The organism is Variovorax stachyos, assembly GCF_051400855.1.
Classification (GTDB): domain Bacteria; phylum Pseudomonadota; class Gammaproteobacteria; order Burkholderiales; family Burkholderiaceae_C; genus Variovorax.
The window spans coordinates 65,002-81,555 of sequence record NZ_JBLFFN010000011.1 but is presented as its reverse complement, the minus strand read 5'-3'; the positions used below and the strand labels follow the sequence as shown (position 1 = coordinate 81,555).

The 16,554-nt window shown below is 70.0% G+C and carries 16 protein-coding genes; 5 read left to right on the top strand and 11 right to left on the bottom strand.

Translation table 11 applies throughout. The features are described 5' to 3' along the window. Nucleotides 1-2: 2 nt before the first annotated feature. Together ACMGEZ_RS19730 and ACMGEZ_RS19725 are read right to left on the bottom strand one after the other, a co-directional pair. A complete protein-coding gene (locus ACMGEZ_RS19730; protein WP_436823968.1) occupies nt 3-974 on the bottom strand; it encodes a threo-3-hydroxy-L-aspartate ammonia-lyase in 972 nt (323 codons plus the stop codon). A gap of 49 nt (nt 975-1,023) precedes the next feature. Then, nucleotides 1,024-1,344 carry a winged helix-turn-helix transcriptional regulator gene (locus ACMGEZ_RS19725; protein ID WP_436823967.1) on the bottom strand — a complete coding sequence of 107 codons (321 nt, stop codon included), beginning with the start codon at nt 1,342-1,344 and terminating at the stop codon, nt 1,024-1,026. Nucleotides 1,345-1,463: 119 nt separating this feature from the next. On the opposite strand from ACMGEZ_RS19725, the gene ACMGEZ_RS19720 reads away from it, so the two are divergent. Together ACMGEZ_RS19720 and ACMGEZ_RS19715 are read left to right on the top strand one after the other, a co-directional pair. Continuing rightward, a complete protein-coding gene (locus ACMGEZ_RS19720) occupies nt 1,464-2,027 on the top strand; it encodes a carboxymuconolactone decarboxylase family protein (protein ID WP_436823966.1) in 564 nt (187 codons plus the stop codon). 103 nt (nt 2,028-2,130) lie between these two features. Beyond that, on the top strand, nt 2,131-2,877 hold the full coding sequence (locus ACMGEZ_RS19715; protein ID WP_436823965.1) for a hypothetical protein: 747 nt from the start codon (nt 2,131-2,133) through the stop codon (nt 2,875-2,877). Between the two features lie 7 nt (nt 2,878-2,884). Here ACMGEZ_RS19715 and ACMGEZ_RS19710 read toward each other — a convergent pair whose 3' ends face one another. Genes ACMGEZ_RS19710 through ACMGEZ_RS19695 form a run of 4 tightly spaced genes read right to left on the bottom strand, consistent with a single transcriptional unit; the run spans nt 2,885 to nt 7,633 of the window. Then, entirely contained in the window at nt 2,885-4,696 is a 1,812-nt protein-coding gene (locus ACMGEZ_RS19710) for a feruloyl-CoA synthase (protein ID WP_436823964.1), read from the bottom strand. A 31-nt stretch (nt 4,697-4,727) separates the two neighbouring features. Continuing rightward, a complete protein-coding gene (locus ACMGEZ_RS19705; protein WP_436823963.1) occupies nt 4,728-5,678 on the bottom strand; it encodes a 3-hydroxyacyl-CoA dehydrogenase NAD-binding domain-containing protein in 951 nt (316 codons plus the stop codon). 3 nt (nt 5,679-5,681) lie between these two features. Next, the gene (locus tag ACMGEZ_RS19700; RefSeq protein WP_436823962.1) at nt 5,682-6,674 is read right to left on the bottom strand and encodes a Bug family tripartite tricarboxylate transporter substrate binding protein; all 993 of its coding nucleotides are present in this window, start codon (nt 6,672-6,674) and stop codon (nt 5,682-5,684) included. 41 nt (nt 6,675-6,715) lie between these two features. Continuing rightward, on the bottom strand, nt 6,716-7,633 hold the full coding sequence (locus ACMGEZ_RS19695; protein ID WP_436823961.1) for a beta-keto acid cleavage family enzyme: 918 nt from the start codon (nt 7,631-7,633) through the stop codon (nt 6,716-6,718). Between the two features lie 105 nt (nt 7,634-7,738). Between ACMGEZ_RS19695 and ACMGEZ_RS19690 the strand changes: the two genes are divergently transcribed. Then, nucleotides 7,739-8,446 (top strand): Crp/Fnr family transcriptional regulator, encoded by a 708-nt coding sequence (locus tag ACMGEZ_RS19690; RefSeq protein ID WP_436823960.1) that lies wholly within the window; start codon nt 7,739-7,741, stop codon nt 8,444-8,446. Between the two features lie 25 nt (nt 8,447-8,471). On the opposite strand, the gene ACMGEZ_RS19685 is transcribed toward ACMGEZ_RS19690, so the two are convergent. From ACMGEZ_RS19685 to ACMGEZ_RS19675, 3 genes are all read right to left on the bottom strand, one after another. Continuing rightward, entirely contained in the window at nt 8,472-8,687 is a 216-nt protein-coding gene (locus tag ACMGEZ_RS19685) for a hypothetical protein (RefSeq protein ID WP_436823959.1), read from the bottom strand. 111 nt (nt 8,688-8,798) lie between these two features. Then, the gene (locus ACMGEZ_RS19680; protein WP_436823958.1) at nt 8,799-9,080 is read right to left on the bottom strand and encodes a hypothetical protein; all 282 of its coding nucleotides are present in this window, start codon (nt 9,078-9,080) and stop codon (nt 8,799-8,801) included. Between the two features lie 75 nt (nt 9,081-9,155). Beyond that, the gene (locus ACMGEZ_RS19675) at nt 9,156-10,100 is read right to left on the bottom strand and encodes a LysR family transcriptional regulator (RefSeq protein WP_436823957.1); all 945 of its coding nucleotides are present in this window, start codon (nt 10,098-10,100) and stop codon (nt 9,156-9,158) included. 104 nt (nt 10,101-10,204) lie between these two features. On the opposite strand from ACMGEZ_RS19675, the gene aptA reads away from it, so the two are divergent. Further along, complete coding sequence (gene aptA / locus ACMGEZ_RS19670; RefSeq protein WP_436823956.1) at nt 10,205-11,563, top strand: omega-aminotransferase AptA; 1,359 nt, start codon at nt 10,205-10,207, stop codon at nt 11,561-11,563. A 6-nt stretch (nt 11,564-11,569) separates the two neighbouring features. Here the strand turns inward: aptA and ACMGEZ_RS19665 are convergent, their stop codons facing one another. Together ACMGEZ_RS19665 and ACMGEZ_RS19660 are read right to left on the bottom strand one after the other, a co-directional pair. Further along, the gene (locus tag ACMGEZ_RS19665) at nt 11,570-12,820 is read right to left on the bottom strand and encodes a type II toxin-antitoxin system HipA family toxin (protein WP_436823955.1); all 1,251 of its coding nucleotides are present in this window, start codon (nt 12,818-12,820) and stop codon (nt 11,570-11,572) included. Then, on the bottom strand, nt 12,810-13,079 hold the full coding sequence (locus ACMGEZ_RS19660; RefSeq protein WP_436823954.1) for a helix-turn-helix domain-containing protein: 270 nt from the start codon (nt 13,077-13,079) through the stop codon (nt 12,810-12,812). Before ACMGEZ_RS19660 ends, ACMGEZ_RS19665 begins: the two co-directional genes overlap by 11 nt. 334 nt (nt 13,080-13,413) lie before the next feature. Between ACMGEZ_RS19660 and ACMGEZ_RS19655 the strand changes: the two genes are divergently transcribed. Then, a complete protein-coding gene (locus tag ACMGEZ_RS19655; RefSeq protein WP_436823953.1) occupies nt 13,414-16,539 on the top strand; it encodes an adenylate/guanylate cyclase domain-containing protein in 3,126 nt (1,041 codons plus the stop codon). Nucleotides 16,540-16,554 lie beyond the last annotated feature (15 nt).

The following is a 16,554-nucleotide window of genomic DNA, read 5'->3' as shown; positions in this document are numbered from 1 at the left end:
GCTCAGCCCGCCAGCAACGCGCCCAGGCGCTCCACGTCGATATTGCCGCCGCTGATCAGCACGCCCACGCGCAGCCCACGCAGCTGCGCCTTCATCTCGCGCGCGGCCGCGAAGCCCAGGCAGCCGGTGGGCTCGACCACCAGCTTCATGCGCGTGGCGAAGAAGCGCATGGCCTCGACCAGTTGGGCATCGCTGGCGGTCAGCACGTCGTCGACATCGCGGCGGATGACGGGGAAGGTGTGCTGCCCCAGGTGCTGCGTCTGCGCGCCGTCGGCGATGGTCTTGGGCGTGTCGATGTGGACGATGCTGCCACTGCGAAAGGACTGCTGCCCGTCGTTGCCCGCCTCGGGCTCCACGCCGTAGAGCTTGCACTGCGGCGACAGCGCCCGCGTGGCCAGTGCCGAGCCGGAGAGCAGCCCGCCGCCGCCCAGCGGCACGAACAGCGCATCGAGCGGGCCCACTTCCTCGAACAACTCCTTCGCCGCCGTGCCCTGCCCGGCCATCACGTCCGGATGGTCGTAGGGCGGGATCAGCGTCATGCCGTGCTTCTGCGCCAGCTCGCGCCCGATCTGTTCGCGGTCGTCCTTGTAGCGGTCGTAGATCACCACCTGCCCGCCGTAGCCCCGGGTGGCCGCCACCTTCGCGGCCGGCGCGTCGTGCGGCATCACGATGGTGGCCGGCATGCCGAGGATGCGCGCCGCCAGCGCAATGGCCTGCGCATGGTTGCCGGACGAGAAGGCCACCACGCCGCCGCGCCGCTGCGCCTGGTCGAACTGCGCGAGCGCGTTGAAGGCGCCGCGGAACTTGAAGGCGCCCATGCGCTGCAGGTTCTCGCACTTGAAGAAGAGCTGCGCGCCCAGTTCCTCGTCCGCCGTGCGCGAGCGCAGCACCGGCGTGCGATGGGCATGGCCTTCGATGCGCCGCGCGGCGGCGGCCACATCGTCGTACGTGGGGAGCTTCAGGGTGTCTGGCATGGAGGTATTTCCTGTGTCTTGGACGGATTGTTCATGTCCGGGCGAATCGTCAAAGCGCATCGAACCAGCGGTCCGCCCACTGGTTGAGCGGCTTCAGGCGCTTGACGAGTTCCACGCCCGATTCGGTGAGCACATAGCCCAGCTCGGCCAGTTCGACGATATGCAACGCACGCAGCTCCTTGAGCCGGTCGTTCAGCACCGAGGGCGACATCTCGCCCGCATTCGCCTGCAGCACACGGAAGCTCTGCGGCGCGCCGTCGCGCAGCTCCCAGAGGATGCGCAGCGTGCCCTTGCGGCCCAGCTGCTCGAGCAGCGCCATGATGGGCCGGCGGGCGGTGAGATGGGCGGCGTCGGTGGCAGCGGAAGGCATGGCGTGGCGATTGTCGTGGGGCTGCTTGCGCTACGAAATCCGTAGCGATAGACTGCGTCGATCGCTACGGATTTCGTAGCGATTTACGAATCACCGGCCATTCTAGTCAGGAGCCGCCCATGACCATCCAGCCCCCGCCACGCATCGCGCCGCTCGCGCCGCCTTATCCGGAGGAGCTCGGTGCGCTGCTGAGGAAGATGACGCCACCCGAAGCGCCGGAGATCCTGTCGCTGTTCCGCGTCCTGGCCGTCAATCCCGCGCTGGCCGAGCGGTCCATCCCCTGGGGTGGCTATCTGCTGGGCCGCAAGGCCAGTCTTCCGCTGCGCGAGCGCGAGATCGTGATCCTGCGTGTGTGCGCACGCTGCGGCGCGGAGTACGAGTGGGGCGTGCACTGGGCCGCGTTTGCGCACGCCGCGGGTCTGGGCGAGCGTGAGCGCGAGGCCATCGTCTCGGCCGATGCCGCTCTCGATGGCCTTGCGCCGCGCGATCGCCTGCTGGTCGAGCTGGTCGACGCGCTGCACGAGCGGGCCGAAGTCGACGATGCGCTGTGGCAGGCACTTGCTGCGCAGTGGAGCCCGCCGCAGCTCGTCGAGCTGTTGATGCTGGCGGGCTGGTATCACGCGATCAGCTATGTGTGCAACGTGGCGCGCGTGCCGCTGGAATCGTGGGCGGCGCGTTGGTGAACCTGTCCGGGAGGAAGCAGGAGTAGGCCCCTCCCCGGCGGCGCACGTCCTTTTTTCCGTCAATGCCCCTGTTGGCCGGCCCCTGGCCTGCCGATAGACAGGCATGAGCACGTCGAAGACGCCGGCCGGAGGCGCGCCGAACTACCGAATCCTGCAGCGCGAAGGCTGCACGATCGTGTACGGCCACATGCCGCTGGGTGCCTGGCTGCGCCTGCTGCGCCAGGCCAGCGACCTGCATGTGCTGCATGCCGACGTGGCGCGCATGCTGGGTGCCACCGCCGCCATCGGCCCGCCCGAGGGCCTCGCGCTCATCCGCGAGCAGGAGGCCGCGGCTGCCACCGGGCGGGTGCGCGCGCAGCTGGGCCGCGCGGCGCGCCGACTGGACGCGCAGGCCGTGCGCTGGCTGGCCGCCGGCGAGCAGGGCCTGTCGAGCCTGGCGCTCTTCACCTTGCTGACCGGCGTGCGCCCGCCTCACTACGGCGGCACCGCGCTGGACCTGCCGCGCGACGCCCAGGACTTCCGGCGCTGCCGCCTGCTGGTGGAACAGGTGCCGTCGCTGCAGCGTGCACTCCATCGGCTCGCGCGCCAGGTGGCCGACCCCGAACTGGTGTCCTGGGCGGCCCTGGCCGAGACCTGGAAGGACCTCTGCGCCCAGATGGACCACGAGTGGCCGTCCTGGCGCATACAGGCCGGCCGGGCGCCGGGCGTGAACGCGATGCTGGCCTGCTTCCACGAGGTCGAGACCGACCGCGCCGTGCTCCAGGCCAGCCGCACGACCGCGTCGCTGCCGCTGCCCTACGGCTTGCCGCACGCGGGCCGCGGCCGCAGCGACACGCGCTGGCTGATCTAGGGAATCCTCAGGCCAGGCGCACGACCTCGGGATCGTGCACGTCCGCGTGCAGCCGCTCGACCTCTGCCGCGCGCCGCAGCAGCACCGCGCGCTGGTTGATGTACCCCTTGTCGGTGATCTCGCCGGCATCGATGTCCGGCGGTGAGCCGAGCACCAGCGCGCGCACCGGGCATCGCGAGGAGCCCGCGCCCTCGTCGCGCAGGGCGCTCATCGTGCGAAGCAGTGCCGCGGCCAGCCCCTCGCGCGGGCGCTGAGCGGCCTGCGCGCTCGGGAAGACCAGCATGCCGACCGCATCGCGGTCGTGGCCGGTGATCACCACGTCCTGCACCAGCGGCGCCAGCCGCGACACCAGCTCCACGCGCAGCGTGCCCACCGACACCCAGGTGCCGCTCGTGAGCTTGAAGTCCTCGGCCACGCGGCCGTTGAACATCACGCCGCATTCGGGCCGTTGCGCATCGACCAGGTAGCCCGCGTCGCCGATCCGGTAGTAGCCCTCTTCGTCGAAGGCCTGCGCGCTTTCGCGCGGCGCGTTGCGGTAGCCGGGGAAGACCGAAACGCCCTTCACCCGCATCTCCAGCTTGTCGCCGCTGGGCACGAACTTCAGCTCCAGCCCCGGCAGCGGCGCGCCGATGCAGCCGGCGCCGTCGAGCTTCCAATGCGCCGAGGTGATGGCCGGCGAGGTCTCGGTTGCGCCCCAGGAAGTGGTGAGCCACAGCGGCGCAGCCGGCCGCGCGCGCTTCGCCACCGCCTCGAGCCGCTGCCAGGTCGAGGGCGCCAGCGCCGCGGCCGCATAGAAGCACAGGCGCAGTCGCGACAGCACGTCGGCGGCGAGCGCTTCGTCGGCCTCGAGGAAGGGCAGCAGCATGTCGTAGCCGCGCGGCACGTTGAAGAGCAGCGTGGGGCGCACCTCGCGCAGGTTGCGCACCGTCTTCTCGATCAGGCCCGGCGCCGGCCGGCCTTCGTCGATGTAGAGCGCCCCGCCATGGCAGAGCACGATGTTGAAGTTGTGGTTAGCGCCGAAGGTGTGGCTCCACGGCAGCCAGTCGACCAGCACCGGCGGCTCCTGGTCCAGGAAGCGCCAGGTCTGCGCGATCATCTGCTGGTTGGCGCACAGCATGCGGTGCGTGTTGATCACCACCTTGGGCCGGCCGGTGGATCCGGAGGTCAGCAGGTACTTGGCATGCGTGTCGGGCAGGATGGCGTCGAAGGCCTGCATCACGGCCGGCGTCTCTTCGGTGGCCAGCAGTGCATCGAAAGAGCGCGCACCCGGATGCGCATCGGCGTTGCGGCTGAACACCGTGATCGCATCGACGCCGCAGCCGGCCAGCACGCCGCCGTAGAGCCTGGCGTCCGAGGCATAGATCAGCGCCGGGTCCAGCGCCTGCAGCATGCCGTGCAGCCGCGACGGGTCCTTGGCCATGCGCGAGTAGGCGCTGGAGAGCGAGCAGGCCGTGCGGCCGATGTGCATGGTGGCCAGCATCAGCACTGCATGGTCGATGGCGTTGTCGGAGAGGATCACCACCGGCCTGTCCTGCGGCACGCCCAGGTCGAGCAGGCCTTGCGCCACCGCGCCGACGGCATGGCGCAGCGCGCGGTAGTCGAGCTTGCGCCAGCCCTCGCCGCTCTCGTCGCGCTCCGCCAATGCGAGTGCATCGGGCGTCTCGCGCGCCCAGCGCTCCAGCCATTCGCCGATGCAGCGGGCGTACGGCCGCAGCGCAACGGGCGATCGCAGCGCGAAGGAGCCGTCGTCGAAGTCGATGCGGATCGTGCGGGGCGGGGCGAGCTGGGTCTCGTCGTCGAAGAAGCCGGTGGCTTTCATCGCTGGTCTCCTGGCGGCCAAAGGCGCGTTGTTATTCGAGTGTGCCGGAGGCCGCTTTCGCGCGAATCAGGTTCAACAGCAGGGTGTCGCGCGTGCGTTCGAGCTCGCTTTCATGGCGCTCGCCGAGCTCTGCGGCAACGCCTTCGGCGACCTGCTGCTTCAGCGCCTGCGTCATGGCGGACGAGCCCAGGTCCTTCCACCAGTCCTCGATAGGCCCGCCGAGATGCGCCAGCACATGCGCGATGCCGCCGGCGCCGCCCGAGAGGTGCAGGTTCATGAAGGGCCCCATCACGGCCCAGCGCAGCCCGGGCCCCTGCGATATCGCGGTGTCGATGTCGGCCACCGAGGCCACGCCCTGCTCGACCAGGTGGAAGGCCTCGCGCCACAGCGCCGCCTGCAGCCGGTTGGCGATGTGACCCTTGACCTCGCGCTTCACGTGGATCGGCCGCTTGCCGATGGCAGCGTAGAAGGCCATCGCGCGCTCGACGGCGTCGGCCGAGGTGCGCTCGCCGCCGATCACTTCCACCAGCGGGATCAGGTGCGGCGGATTGAAGGGATGGCCCAGCACCACGCGCTCCGGATGCGCGCAGCCCGACTGCATGCCGCTGACCGTCAGCCCCGAGGAGCTGGAGGCGAGGATCGCATGCAGCGGCGCGGCGGCGTCCATGCGGCGGAACAGATCGATCTTGAAATCCAGCCGCTCGGGGCCGTTCTCCTGCACGAAGTCCGCTTCGCGCAGGGCGTCTTCCAGCGACGCGTGGAACTGCAGCCGTTCCATGGATGCGCCTTGCGCCAGCCCGAAGCGCTCCAGCGTGGGCCAGTGCTGCGCCACGGCCTCGCGCAGCCGCGCCTCGGCGCCCGGCGACGGGTCGGTGGCATCGAGGTCCAGCCCTTGCGCGAGGAACCAGGCGGCCCAGCTGGCGCCGATCACGCCGGTGCCGACCACCGCGACGCGTGTGATGGGCGTGTCCCTGCGCGCCATGGCTCAGGACTCCGCGGTGAAGCCGACCTTCTTGACCAGCGGCCCCCAGCGCTCGAATTCGGCACGCTGCGAACGAGCCATCTCTTCGACGGTGGAACCCTGCGCGATCAGGCCGACCACCGCCAGGCTGTCGATCACCGCCTTGTCCTTGATCGCGGCGTTGACGGCTGCGTTGGCGGCGTTGATCACCGCGGTGGGCGTTCTGGCGGGTGCATAGAAGCCGAACCACTCCTCCGTCGTGAGCTCGCCGAAGCCCTGCTCGGCCAGCGTCGGCACCTCGGGCGAGAAAGGCGAGCGCGCCTTGCCGGAGGTGGCCAGCAGCCGCAGCTTGCCGGCCTTGTGGTTGGCGATGAAGTCGCCGCTGGGCGTCACCATTGCGGCGATCTGGCCGCCGACCACGTCGGTCACCCCGGGGATGGAGCCGCGGTAGGGCACGTGCTTGAGCTCGACACCGTTGTTGATACCCAGCAGGGCGCCGATGAAGTGCGGGGTGGAGCCGGCCGCCGGGGAGCCGTAGCTGGCCTGGTCGGGGTTGGCCTTGGCCCAGGCCAGGAAGTCCTTGACGTTCCTGACGCTGGCCGGCACCAGCGGGCCGACCGCCAGTCCGTGGTGCATCACCGCCGCGATCGACACCGGCGTGATGTCCTTGACCGGGTCGTAGCTCAGCTTGCTGTAGATGTGCGGGTAGATGGAGGTGCAGGAGAAGGGCGACAGCGCCAGCACGCTGCCGTCGGCCGGCGCGCTCTTGAGCACCTCCAGCGCGATGCGGCCGCCGGCGCCGGGCTTGTTCTCGACCACCGCCGCGTTGCGCGTGTAGGCCGACCCGGCCAGCTTCTCGCCGGCGCGGCGCGCCACGCTGTCGCCGGCGCTGCCGGCCGGGAAGCCGTAGTAGATCTTGACCTGCTCGATGCCCTGGGCCCGGGCGGTCAGCGGTGCGAGCGTGCCGAGGGCGGCAGCCGCGCCCAGGGTGTGAAGGAAGTGGCGGCGATCGGTCATGGTGTGTCTCCTCGTAAATGGTTTTATTTGCAGCGCGTTCGTCACACGGCGAACTCGGGGCGTGGCAGGCCGACCCGCGGCAGGCCCATCATGTCGCGCGCCTCGGCGGGCGTGGCGGGCTCCAGGTCCATCTCGTGCAGGATGCGAACGATGCGCTCGGTCAGCTGCAGGTTGGTCGCGAGCTCGCCGTGCCGGTAGTAGAGGTTGTCCTCCAGCCCCACGCGCGCATGGCCGCCCAGCAGCAGGGCGCTGATGTTGGCCTCCAGCTGCGAGGGCCCGATGCCGCTCACGCCGAAGATCGCGCCCTTGGGCAGCGTGTCCACCATCATCTGCAGGTGGCGCGGCGAGAAGGGCATCGCGTTCTGGAAGTTGCGGTGCACGTTCATCACCAGGTTGATGAAGTAGGGCGGCTCGTCCAGCCCCTCGTTGATCAGCGTGGTCGTGTCCTGCAGGATGTGGGTGGGGCTGAACACCTCCCACTCTGGCTTGATGCCGCGCGCCTTCATGCCGGCGGCGAGCTCGCGGCCCTTGCCGAGCGGCGTGTCCATCAGGATCTCGCGGCCCTCGAAGCTCAGGTTGAGGGTGGTCGCGTCCAGCGTGCACATCTCGGCGCCGGCATCCATGCCCTTCACGCGCTCCTCGAAGGCGATCTCCCAGCGCCCGCCGGGTAGCGGCTTGACCATGTCGCCGTGCACGCCGCCGCCGGTGGAGTTGTTGATCACGATGTCGCAGCCCGCATCGCGGATGCGCTGGTTGATCTCGCGGTACACCGCCGCGTCGCAGGTCGCCCCGTCGTCGGGTCGCCGCGCATGGATCGCGGCCACGCTGGCGCCGGCCTTCCAGCAGCGCACCACGTCGGCGGCGATTTCCGCGGGCTGGGTGGGAAGATGGGGGTTCTGCGATTTGTGCGCCATGCCGCCCGTGGGGGCGATGGTCACGATCACCTTGCGCTTGGACATCGTTGGGTCTCCTTGGATGAGCGCGCTATTATTTTTGCCCCGCGCCGGCCCCACAGTCATTGCGACGACATTTGGAATCAGGGTTTACGCGGCGCAGGAGCGTCGATGCACAACAAGCCGAGCCGGAGACAGGCGGCCTCCCTTTCCATCCCGGAGCTGCTGCAGGGCTCGGGCTGGTTCCCGGCGCTGGACACCGAGGCCCAGGCGCGGGTGCTCGACGAGATCCGCGAGCAGCCCGTGGCGGCCGGCTGCGCGCTGTGCCGGTGCGGCGAGACGCCGCTGCACTGGTACGGCACGCTGGAAGGGCTGCTCAAGTGGTCCGTCACCGCCGACAACGGGCGCTCCGTGACGCTCGGCGGCCTCTCGGTCGGCAGCTGGTTCGGCGAGGGCACGCTGCTGCGGGCGCTGCCGCGCTCGGCCGACATCATCGCGCTGCGCGACAGCCGGGTGGCGCGCCTGCCGGTCGAGACCTTCGAGTGGCTGCACCAGACGCAGCTGAGCTTCAATCACTTCCTGCTGCGCCAGCTCAACGAGCGCCTGCACTGGTTCATGGGCAACTACGCGGCGCACCGGCTGCTCGACGTCGACAGCCAGGTGGCGCGGGCCCTGGCGGGGCTGTTCCATCCCTGGCTGCATCCGGGCAGCGATGTGCACCTGCAGACCTCGCAGGAGGAGATCGCGAACTTGTCGGGGCTGTCGCGCCAGCGCTGCAACGCGGCGCTCAACCGGCTGCGCGAGGCCGGGCTGCTGCACATCGAGTACGGCGGGATCACGGTCGTCGACCTGGAAGGCCTGCGACGCTTCATCGAGTAGCGGCCCACTGTAGGGCGGCCGGTTTTCAGTGCTGTTGTTCCTGCTTCTTGTGCAGGGGCTTGGCGCCGGGGCTTTGGAGCTGTTCGTCTGCGTCGGTGGGGCCCGCGTCCGGGCGGACGCGTCGTGAATCCTCGTCCTCTTCGTCGAGCCGGCGCATGTACTCGTCGCGCCACCGCTCGTAGTCCGCGTCGCGCCGCTGCCGGCGCATCTCCGCACGGCGGGGGACATCGTGTCTTGGCATCGCAGTTCCTTGAGAAGCTACTGCGCTCAAGCTAGCGAACGGGCGGTCCTCCGATGTCAGGAGGCCACGAGATCGGCCGTGGGAGAACTCGCACGCGCCGTATGCGTGGGCCTAGAACTTGTGCGTGAGATGTGGCGGCCCTTCCTCATCGCCCGTGCTCTCGTCGTCCACCGAGGCGAGCTTGAGGCGGGCCGCCTCGTGCCGCACCTTCAGTTCCGCGTAGCGGTCGCGTTGCGCCGGCGCCGCGGGTGTCTGCTGCATGCAGTCAATGAAGAAGCGCGACTCCTCCGCATTCATGCCGAGCAGCACTTCCTGGCCGCGTCCATCGATGGCGAGGGCGCTGCGGGCTTGCAGCTCGGCGCGTTGCGCTTCGGGCATTTCGAGCATGTTCATCGTTCGGCTCCTCGAGGCAAGGCGACAGTCTGCCACCGCTCGGCCGGTCGCGCGACACCCTCGCCCTGAAGCGGCTCAGGACACGCCGTGCGCCTGCAGCAGCGCCTCCCTGAAGGCCAGCGCCGCGCGCGAGGGCGCCGGCGAGCGCCGCATCACGCACACGAAGCCGCAGTCGTAGCGGAACAGCGACTTGCGCACCGGCCGCATGCGCCCGCCGTCCTCGAAGATGCGCCCATAGTGGTTGGGCAGGAAGCCCAGGAAGCGGCCCGAGAGGATCAGCGTCGCGATCGCCTCCTGGTCCAGCCCGGTCGCTGCGCGCTTGAGCCCGGCGCGGTGGCTGGCCTCCATGTTGGGCGAGTGGTACCCCAGCCCCGCGAAGCGATGCGCGCGCAGGCCTTTCCAGTCCAGCCCGGCGTTGCGGCCGTCGAACAGCGGATGGCCGGCGCCGCAGTACAGCAGCATGGTCTCGTCGAACAGCAGGTCGTAGGCCAGGCTTTCGGAACTGCGGTGCGCCGGGATGATGCCCACGTGCAGGCTGCCGTCGATCAGCTGCCGTTCGATGGCGTTGATGGTGCCGATCTGGATCTGCAGCGCCACCTCCGGCGCGCGCTCGACGAAGCCCGCGATGGCTTCGCCGATGCGGGCCTTGGGGTTGGTCGCCGTCTTGTCGAAGAGCCCGATCTCCAGCCGCCCGCCCATGCGCTGGTGAATGTCGTCCACGCCGCTGCGGAAGGCGTCCACCGCGCTCAGCAGGCGCATCGTCTCCTCGTAGATGCGCTGGCCCTCGACCGTCAGCGCGAAGCCCGCGCGCCCGCGCCGGCACAGCGTGAGGCCCAGGCGCGTCTCCAGGTCCTTGATCTGCCGGCTGATGGTGGAGGTGCCGACGTTGAGCTCCAGCTCGGCCGCCGCCATGCCGCCGCAGTCGGCCACGGCCTTGAAGACCTTCAGCATGCGCAGGTCCGATTCGCCGAGCTGGCCCAGGCGGGAAGGGGCGGAAGAGGAGGGCGTCTTTACTTTCATGATGCAGCAAGTGAACGTGGATATTCGTGCATTGGACGAAGTATCCGGCCTCCCCAGAATCACTGCCACCTCCACCCGCCGGCGCGCGCCCCGCGCCTCCTGCCATGACCACCCTTGCCGCCGACACGCCCGCCCCCGCCTCCACGGTCCGCACCGACGCCGCCTGGCTGGACGCCCACTGGATGCCCTTCACCGCCAATCGCCAGTTCAAGGCCGACCCGCGGCTGATCGTCGAGGCCAAGGGCCTGTACTTCACCGACAGCGACGGCCGCAAGATCTTCGACGGGCTGTCGGGCCTCTGGTGTTGCGGCCTGGGCCACGGCCGGCCCGAAATCGTCGAGGCGGTGGGCCGCCAGATTGCCACGCTGGACTACTCGCCGGCCTTCCAGTTCGGCCATCCGTTGTCCTTCGAGCTCGCCAACCGGCTGCGCGAGCTCACGCCGAAGGGCCTGGACTACGTGTTCTTCACCGGCTCCGGCTCCGAAGCGGCCGACACCTCGCTCAAGATGGCGCGCGCGTACTGGCGCACCAAGGGGCAGGCCGGCAAGACCCGGCTCATCGGCCGCGAAAAGGGCTACCACGGCGTCAACTTCGGTGGCATCTCGGTCGGCGGCATCGCCGGCAACCGCAAGACATTCGGCCAGGCCGTGGAGGCGGATCACCTGCCGCACACGCAGCTCGCCGCCAACGCCTTCTCGCGCGGAGAGCCCGAGCAGGGCGCCGAGCTGGCCGACCGCCTGCTGGACCTGATCGCGCTGCACGACGCGAGCAACATCGCCGCCGTGATCGTCGAGCCCTTCGCGGGCTCGGCCGGCGTGGTGATCCCGCCCAAGGGATACCTGAAGCGCCTGCGCGAGATCTGCACCGCGCACAGCATCCTGCTGATCTTCGACGAGGTCATCACCGGCTTCGGCCGCGCCGCCGCCATGACCGGCGCCGAGGCCTTCGGCGTCACGCCGGACATCATGAACGTCGCCAAGCAGGTCACCAACGGCACCCAGCCGCTGGGCGCCGTGATCGCGAGCAAGGAGATCTACGACACCTTCATGGCGGCCGGCGGACCCGACTACATGCTGGAGTTTCCGCACGGCTACACCTACTCGGCCCACCCGGTGGCCTGCGCCGCCGGCATCGCGGCGCTGGACGTGCTGGTGAAGGAAGACATGGTCGGCCGCGTGCAGGCACTCGCGCCGCATTTCGAGGCCGCGGTGCACAGCCTCAAGGGCAGCCGGCACGTGACCGACATCCGCAACTACGGCCTGGCCGCGGGCCTCACGCTGGCCGCACTGCCCGGCGAGCCGGCACGCCGGCCGTACGAGGTCGCGATGGCTTGCTGGAAGAAGGGCTTCTACGTGCGATACGGCGGCGACACCATCCAGCTCGCGCCGCCCTTCGTGGCGGAGAAGGCGGACATCGATCGGCTGGTCAGCGCGCTGGGCGATGCGCTGGCCGAGGCGGCTTGACTCCGACTATCGGGCAGCAGGGGCTCGCCGGGCGTGCTGCATGCCCTCTTGCCAGGCTGCCCTGATCTTCGCAAGGAACTCGGCAGGCACCCGCGGATCGCCTTTGGCGTCTTCGAGCGTTCGGTGCATGGCCTCTGCAATGGCCTCGACCTCACGGGCGGGCTGGCTCACCCCGCAAATCCGTCGACCGAAGTCGTGGAGCTCCTCGGTGGTAGGGTAGGCCTTGCTCCGGTGCCTGCCAGCGAAAAGCTTGAGCGCCAGCGTACGGTCCTCGAGCTCGGGACCTCCCGGGTACTGCGTGTACCGGTAGACCGAAGTCGTCACCACATCGAACATCGGGGCGAGCCACACATCCGCGGAGGAGCGGTACAGCACGCCGAAGTTCTTCAGGTGCGCGTCGCCGTTTCGAACCATGACGGAGAAAGCCACCTGCTGGAAGAAGCGGTGGAGGTTGTCGCTGTGCAACCGCAACTGCCGCAGCAACTCGGCGATTCGCTGGTAGCTGCCCTGGTACTTCCGGTCCGACAGGATCTCGCGCACGCGCAAGCCTGCCAGGGCCGCGACGTCCTCGAAGCCGAGCCGCTCGATGCGCCCATTGGCGTGCTGCACGAGATCGAAACGGTCCAGGATCAGCATCTGCCCGTCGTCGGAGAGGGTGAACGAAGGCACGCTGATGCCGGCGCTGCGCGCAGCGCTCAGGCACAGGTACTCGTTGGCGGCCAGGCTCGGGTAGGCCGCACTGGCCGCCTTCACGATGAGCGAGGGGATGGGGATCGTCGGGCGGTCCGGGACCATGATCTTGGGCTGCATGCCGGCGATGCCGGCGCCCGTGCTCAGATAGGCGGCCACCAGTTCGTCGAAGATCTCCGGCGTGTATCGGGTCTTGAGCAGTTCTTCCTTGCTCAAGGACCGCGGTGCTGCGGCAACCGGATGCTCCGGAAGGCTGTAACCCAGCCGTCCGATCCCGTTGCGGCCGATCAGTGCCAACAGGTGCATGGGCGTCATCGGCTGCTTGGGGAACAGCTCTCGAATCTTCATGAACAGGTCGCCCTCGGGCAGGTTCTGGTCCATGGGCGGGAACAGGTCGCCGTCCTGCCAGGTGAGGCGCTCGTTGGGCGGCATCAGCAAGGCGACGGCGGGCTGCTCGGGGTCGGCATCGAGGTAGCGGAACTCGTAGGTCGACGTCTTTAGCAGCTGGCCAGCATGGTCCGCGTCGCCGATGGAGACCGCGAGGGCGCGGATTTTTTCAGGAAGCATCGTCGTCTTCCTGGAAGCGGCGCGCGACCTCTTCGGCCGTAGGCAGGCCGACACCCTCCAGGCGCATGGCGAGGCCGAGAGCACCCACCACGGCCATCAGGGACGACACGGTGGTGTCTTCCCCAGCCTCGAGGCGGTAGATGACCTCGCGAACCTTCCCGGCCTTTGCGGCGAGCTCGGATTTGCTCATCCCCAGAGCTTCCCGCCGCTCGCGGAGCGCGCGGCCCAGTTCATCGGGTAGTCGAAGGGTGTCAGCCATGGCTGGCAATTATGCCACCCATCCGTCTCTTTGCCAGCTATAACTGGCATAACGCCCCGAACCCTTCGATGAAGCGCAAGTTATGGCTTACAGATGAGGCGGTTGGCGCCGGATTGTCAGCTATAGCTGACAGCGCGCTTACCAAGCCGCGGGCAGCTTCTTCAGAATCACCAACCGCCCCTCCCGCTGCCCGACCGAACGCCGCTGGTCGACCCGGCTGCGCCTGGCACTGCTCTCCAGCGTCATCGATGAGGATCTGCTCTGATCCCTGTACAAGAAGGACGGCGGCTTTGCCCTGACGCATGCCGGCACGGCGCAGTACCATGGCCGCGCCATGGCTTGCCCCGCGTGCGGATACGACGTCGATCGCGAATTCGCCTTCTGCCCGAAGTGCGGGACCCGGCTCGTGGCCGCGCCCCCGCCACCCGCGCCTGATTCCGACCGCCGCATGGTCACCGTGATGTTCGCGGACTTGTCGGGCTTCACCGAGCTGGCCGGGGCGATGGACGCCGAGGACCTGCGCGCGCTGCAGACCGAGCTCTTCGACCTGATGGCCTCCACCATCCGCCGCTTCGACGGCTTCGTCGAGAAGTTCGTCGGCGACGCGGTGATGGCCGTCTTCGGCGCCCCGGTCGCGCACGAGGAAGACCCCGAGCGCGCCCTGCGCGCCGCCCTGCTGCTGCACCGAAGGGCCGCCGCGCTGGGCGAGCGCTGGCGGGCGCGCACCGGCCGGCCACTGGCCCTGCACATCGGCGTCCACACCGGCCCGGTGGTCGCGGGCCATCTGGGCTCGGAAGGCGATGCCGCCTATGCGGTCACCGGCGACACGGTGAACGCCGCGTCGCGCCTCCAGAATGCCGCCGGCCCCGGCCAGACCGTGGTCAGCCATGCGACCTGGCAGCTCACCCGGCATGCCTTCGGCTTCGAGCCCCTGGGCGAGCTCACACTCAAGGGCTTTGCGCAGCCGATGGCCGCCTATCGGCTCGAGTCTGCGCTGCATGCCCCGCAGCCGACCCGCGGCCTGCAGGTGCACGGGCTCACCAGCGTGCTGGTCGGCCGCGAATCGGAAATGCAAGCCCTGCTGCAGGCCTTCGAGCAGATGCGCGCCGGGCAGGGCGGGCTGGTGCGCATCGTCGCCGAGGCCGGCAGCGGCAAGACCCGGCTGCTCTCGGAGTTCCTGGAACGCCTGCGGGCGGAGAACCGGCTGGAGGACGTCGCCCTGCGCCGCGCCGCCTGCTCCCCCCTCGGCGAGCGCGCCTACGGCGTGCCCGCGGCGCTGCTGCGCGACGCCTGGGGCCTGGACGCGCGCGAGACGGACGCGACGGCGCGAGAGAAGATCGACGCGGCGCTCGCCGCCCTCGGCCTGCCCGAAGCCGAGTTGCAGGCCCTGGCCGCCTGCCTGGGCCATGTGCTGGGCCTGGAGGGTGACGACGCGCACACCCGCTACCTGGACCCGGAGCAGCTCAAGCAGCAGATCTTCTTCGCCGTCCACGCCGTGCTCGACCGCCGGCTGCAGCAGACCCCCGTGCTCATGATCGCGGAGGACCTGCACTGGACCGACGCCGCCTCCCTGGAGCTGCTGCGCTTTCTGCTGGAGCGGCTGCAGGACCGGCCCTTCATGCTGCTGGTGACGCAGCGCCCCGCGCCCGCCCTGGAGGCCTGGGCCGCGGGCGCGGCGGCGCAGACCGTGCTGCGGCTCGAGCCGCTCTCGGCGCGCCACAGCGACGCCATGCTCGATTCGCTCTTCGGCGCGCGCACCCTGCCGGGCGCCCTGCGGCAGCGCATCGTCGAGCATGCCGGGGGCAATCCGCTCTTCCTCGAAGAGATGGCGCGCGCGCTCATTGCCGACGGGCTGCTCTCGCGCCGGCAGGGGCGGTGGGTCTACAGCTCCGGCAACGCCACCGTCCAGGTGCCGCAGACCATCAACGGCTTGCTGCTCGGCCGCATCGACCGGCTGCCCGGGCCCGCGCGCGCCGTCCTGCGCGAAGCCGCAGTCATCGGCCCCGAGTTCGACGAGGCCCTGCTGCGCAGCGTGGCGAGCGCGCCCGACGCCGTGCCGCACGCTCTCGACGCCCTGGTCGAGTCGGGCCTGCTGGCCGCCATGCCGGCGGAGGACGGCCGGGAGTTCCGTTTCCGCCAGGGCCTGGTCCAGGAGGTCGCCTACCAGAGCCTGCTGCTGCGCCGCCGCACCGAGCTGCACACCCGCATCGCCGAGGCGCTGGAGCGGCAGTGCTGCGGGGCGCCCCGGCGGCTGGAGGAACTGCAGGCCCTGGCCCACCATTTCCGCCTCGGGTCGGACAAGGCGCGCGGCGCGCACTACCTGAATGCCGCCGGCGACTGGGCGCGCGGCACCTACGCCAACGCCGACGCCATCCGCGACTACACGCTCGCGCTGGAAACCCTGGCTCCCGGCGAGGGCGCGGACGAGCAGCACCTGATCGTGCGCGAGCGCCTGGCCGACGTGCTGGCGCCCGCCGGCCGCATCGCCGAGGCCACCCAGCACCTGGCCGCCGCCCGCGAAGGCCGGGCGCAACGCGGCGACCGCATGGCCGAAGCCCGCCTGCTGGGCAAGATCGCCGCGCTGCGCTGGGAGGCCGGCGAGCGCGCCGAGGCCCGGCAATGCCTGGCCACCGGGCTCGCGCTGGTCGAAGGCGAGGCACCGCACATCGAGCGCGCCTGGCTCTACCAGCGGATGGGCGAGCTGCTCTTCCGCGACGCCGACAACCGAGGCGCCCTCGAATGGACCCAGCGCGCGCTCGCCCACCTGGAGACGCTCCAGGCGGGCCCGGCCATGAACGACGAGGAGCGCCGCAACGCGCGCACCGCCGCCGCGCTCGCGCTCAACACCCAGGGGGTGGCCCTGGCGCGGCTCGACCGGCTCGACGAGGCCGTCACCCGGCTCGAGCAGAGCGTGGCGGTCGCGAGCGAGGCCGACCTGCCGCAGGCCGAATGCCGGGCGCTGTGCAACCTGGGCGTGCTCTACAGCTCCAGCCACCCGCAGCGCGCCATCGAGGCCTGCGAGCGCGGCCTCGAGACCGCCCGGCGCATCGGCGACCTGGGCCTGCAGTCGCGCCTGTCGGCCAACCTCGCCGTCGCCTACTGCACGCTGACCAGCCGCTGCGACGAGCGCGGCGTCGGCGCTGCCCATGCCGCCATCGAGATCGACCGCAGCACCGGCCAGCTCGACCACCTGGCCGTGTCGCTCGTCGTGCTGGCGCAGATCTACCAGTGCCACGGCGAATCGGCCCGCGCGCTGCGGCATTACCAGGAGGCCCTGGCCCTGGCCGAGAAGAGCGCCGAGCCGCAGTTACTCTTTCCTTGCTACGAAGGGCTTGCAACCCTCTACCTCGATGCCGATGATGGTGTGCAGGCCGAGCGCTACATGGCGCTCGCCCGGGACATCTGCGATCGCGCTGGCCTCGATCCCGACGCGCTCGTCGTGCTTCCGTTCCTTTGCTGATCCTCTGCAGGAAGG

Bases quoted from the DNA above. Each gene is read 5' to 3' on its own strand.
- ACMGEZ_RS19655 (WP_436823953.1), top strand. From the start codon at position 13,414: ATGGCTTGCCCCGCGTGCGGATACGACGTCGATCGCGAATTCGCCTTC.
- ACMGEZ_RS19675 (WP_436823957.1), bottom strand. From the start codon at position 10,100: ATGAAAGTAAAGACGCCCTCCTCTTCCGCCCCTTCCCGCCTGGGCCAG.
- ACMGEZ_RS19725 (WP_436823967.1), bottom strand. From the start codon at position 1,344: ATGCCTTCCGCTGCCACCGACGCCGCCCATCTCACCGCCCGCCGGCCC.
- ACMGEZ_RS19730 (WP_436823968.1), bottom strand. From the start codon at position 974: ATGCCAGACACCCTGAAGCTCCCCACGTACGACGATGTGGCCGCCGCC.
- ACMGEZ_RS19710 (WP_436823964.1), bottom strand. From the start codon at position 4,696: ATGAAAGCCACCGGCTTCTTCGACGACGAGACCCAGCTCGCCCCGCCC.
- ACMGEZ_RS19665 (WP_436823955.1), bottom strand. From the start codon at position 12,820: ATGCTTCCTGAAAAAATCCGCGCCCTCGCGGTCTCCATCGGCGACGCG.
- ACMGEZ_RS19715 (WP_436823965.1), top strand. From the start codon at position 2,131: ATGAGCACGTCGAAGACGCCGGCCGGAGGCGCGCCGAACTACCGAATC.
- aptA (WP_436823956.1), top strand. From the start codon at position 10,205: ATGACCACCCTTGCCGCCGACACGCCCGCCCCCGCCTCCACGGTCCGC.
- ACMGEZ_RS19705 (WP_436823963.1), bottom strand. From the start codon at position 5,678: ATGGCGCGCAGGGACACGCCCATCACACGCGTCGCGGTGGTCGGCACC.
- ACMGEZ_RS19685 (WP_436823959.1), bottom strand. From the start codon at position 8,687: ATGCCAAGACACGATGTCCCCCGCCGTGCGGAGATGCGCCGGCAGCGG.
- ACMGEZ_RS19695 (WP_436823961.1), bottom strand. From the start codon at position 7,633: ATGTCCAAGCGCAAGGTGATCGTGACCATCGCCCCCACGGGCGGCATG.
- ACMGEZ_RS19690 (WP_436823960.1), top strand. From the start codon at position 7,739: ATGCACAACAAGCCGAGCCGGAGACAGGCGGCCTCCCTTTCCATCCCG.
- ACMGEZ_RS19680 (WP_436823958.1), bottom strand. From the start codon at position 9,080: ATGAACATGCTCGAAATGCCCGAAGCGCAACGCGCCGAGCTGCAAGCC.
- ACMGEZ_RS19700 (WP_436823962.1), bottom strand. From the start codon at position 6,674: ATGACCGATCGCCGCCACTTCCTTCACACCCTGGGCGCGGCTGCCGCC.
- ACMGEZ_RS19660 (WP_436823954.1), bottom strand. From the start codon at position 13,079: ATGGCTGACACCCTTCGACTACCCGATGAACTGGGCCGCGCGCTCCGC.
- ACMGEZ_RS19720 (WP_436823966.1), top strand. From the start codon at position 1,464: ATGACCATCCAGCCCCCGCCACGCATCGCGCCGCTCGCGCCGCCTTAT.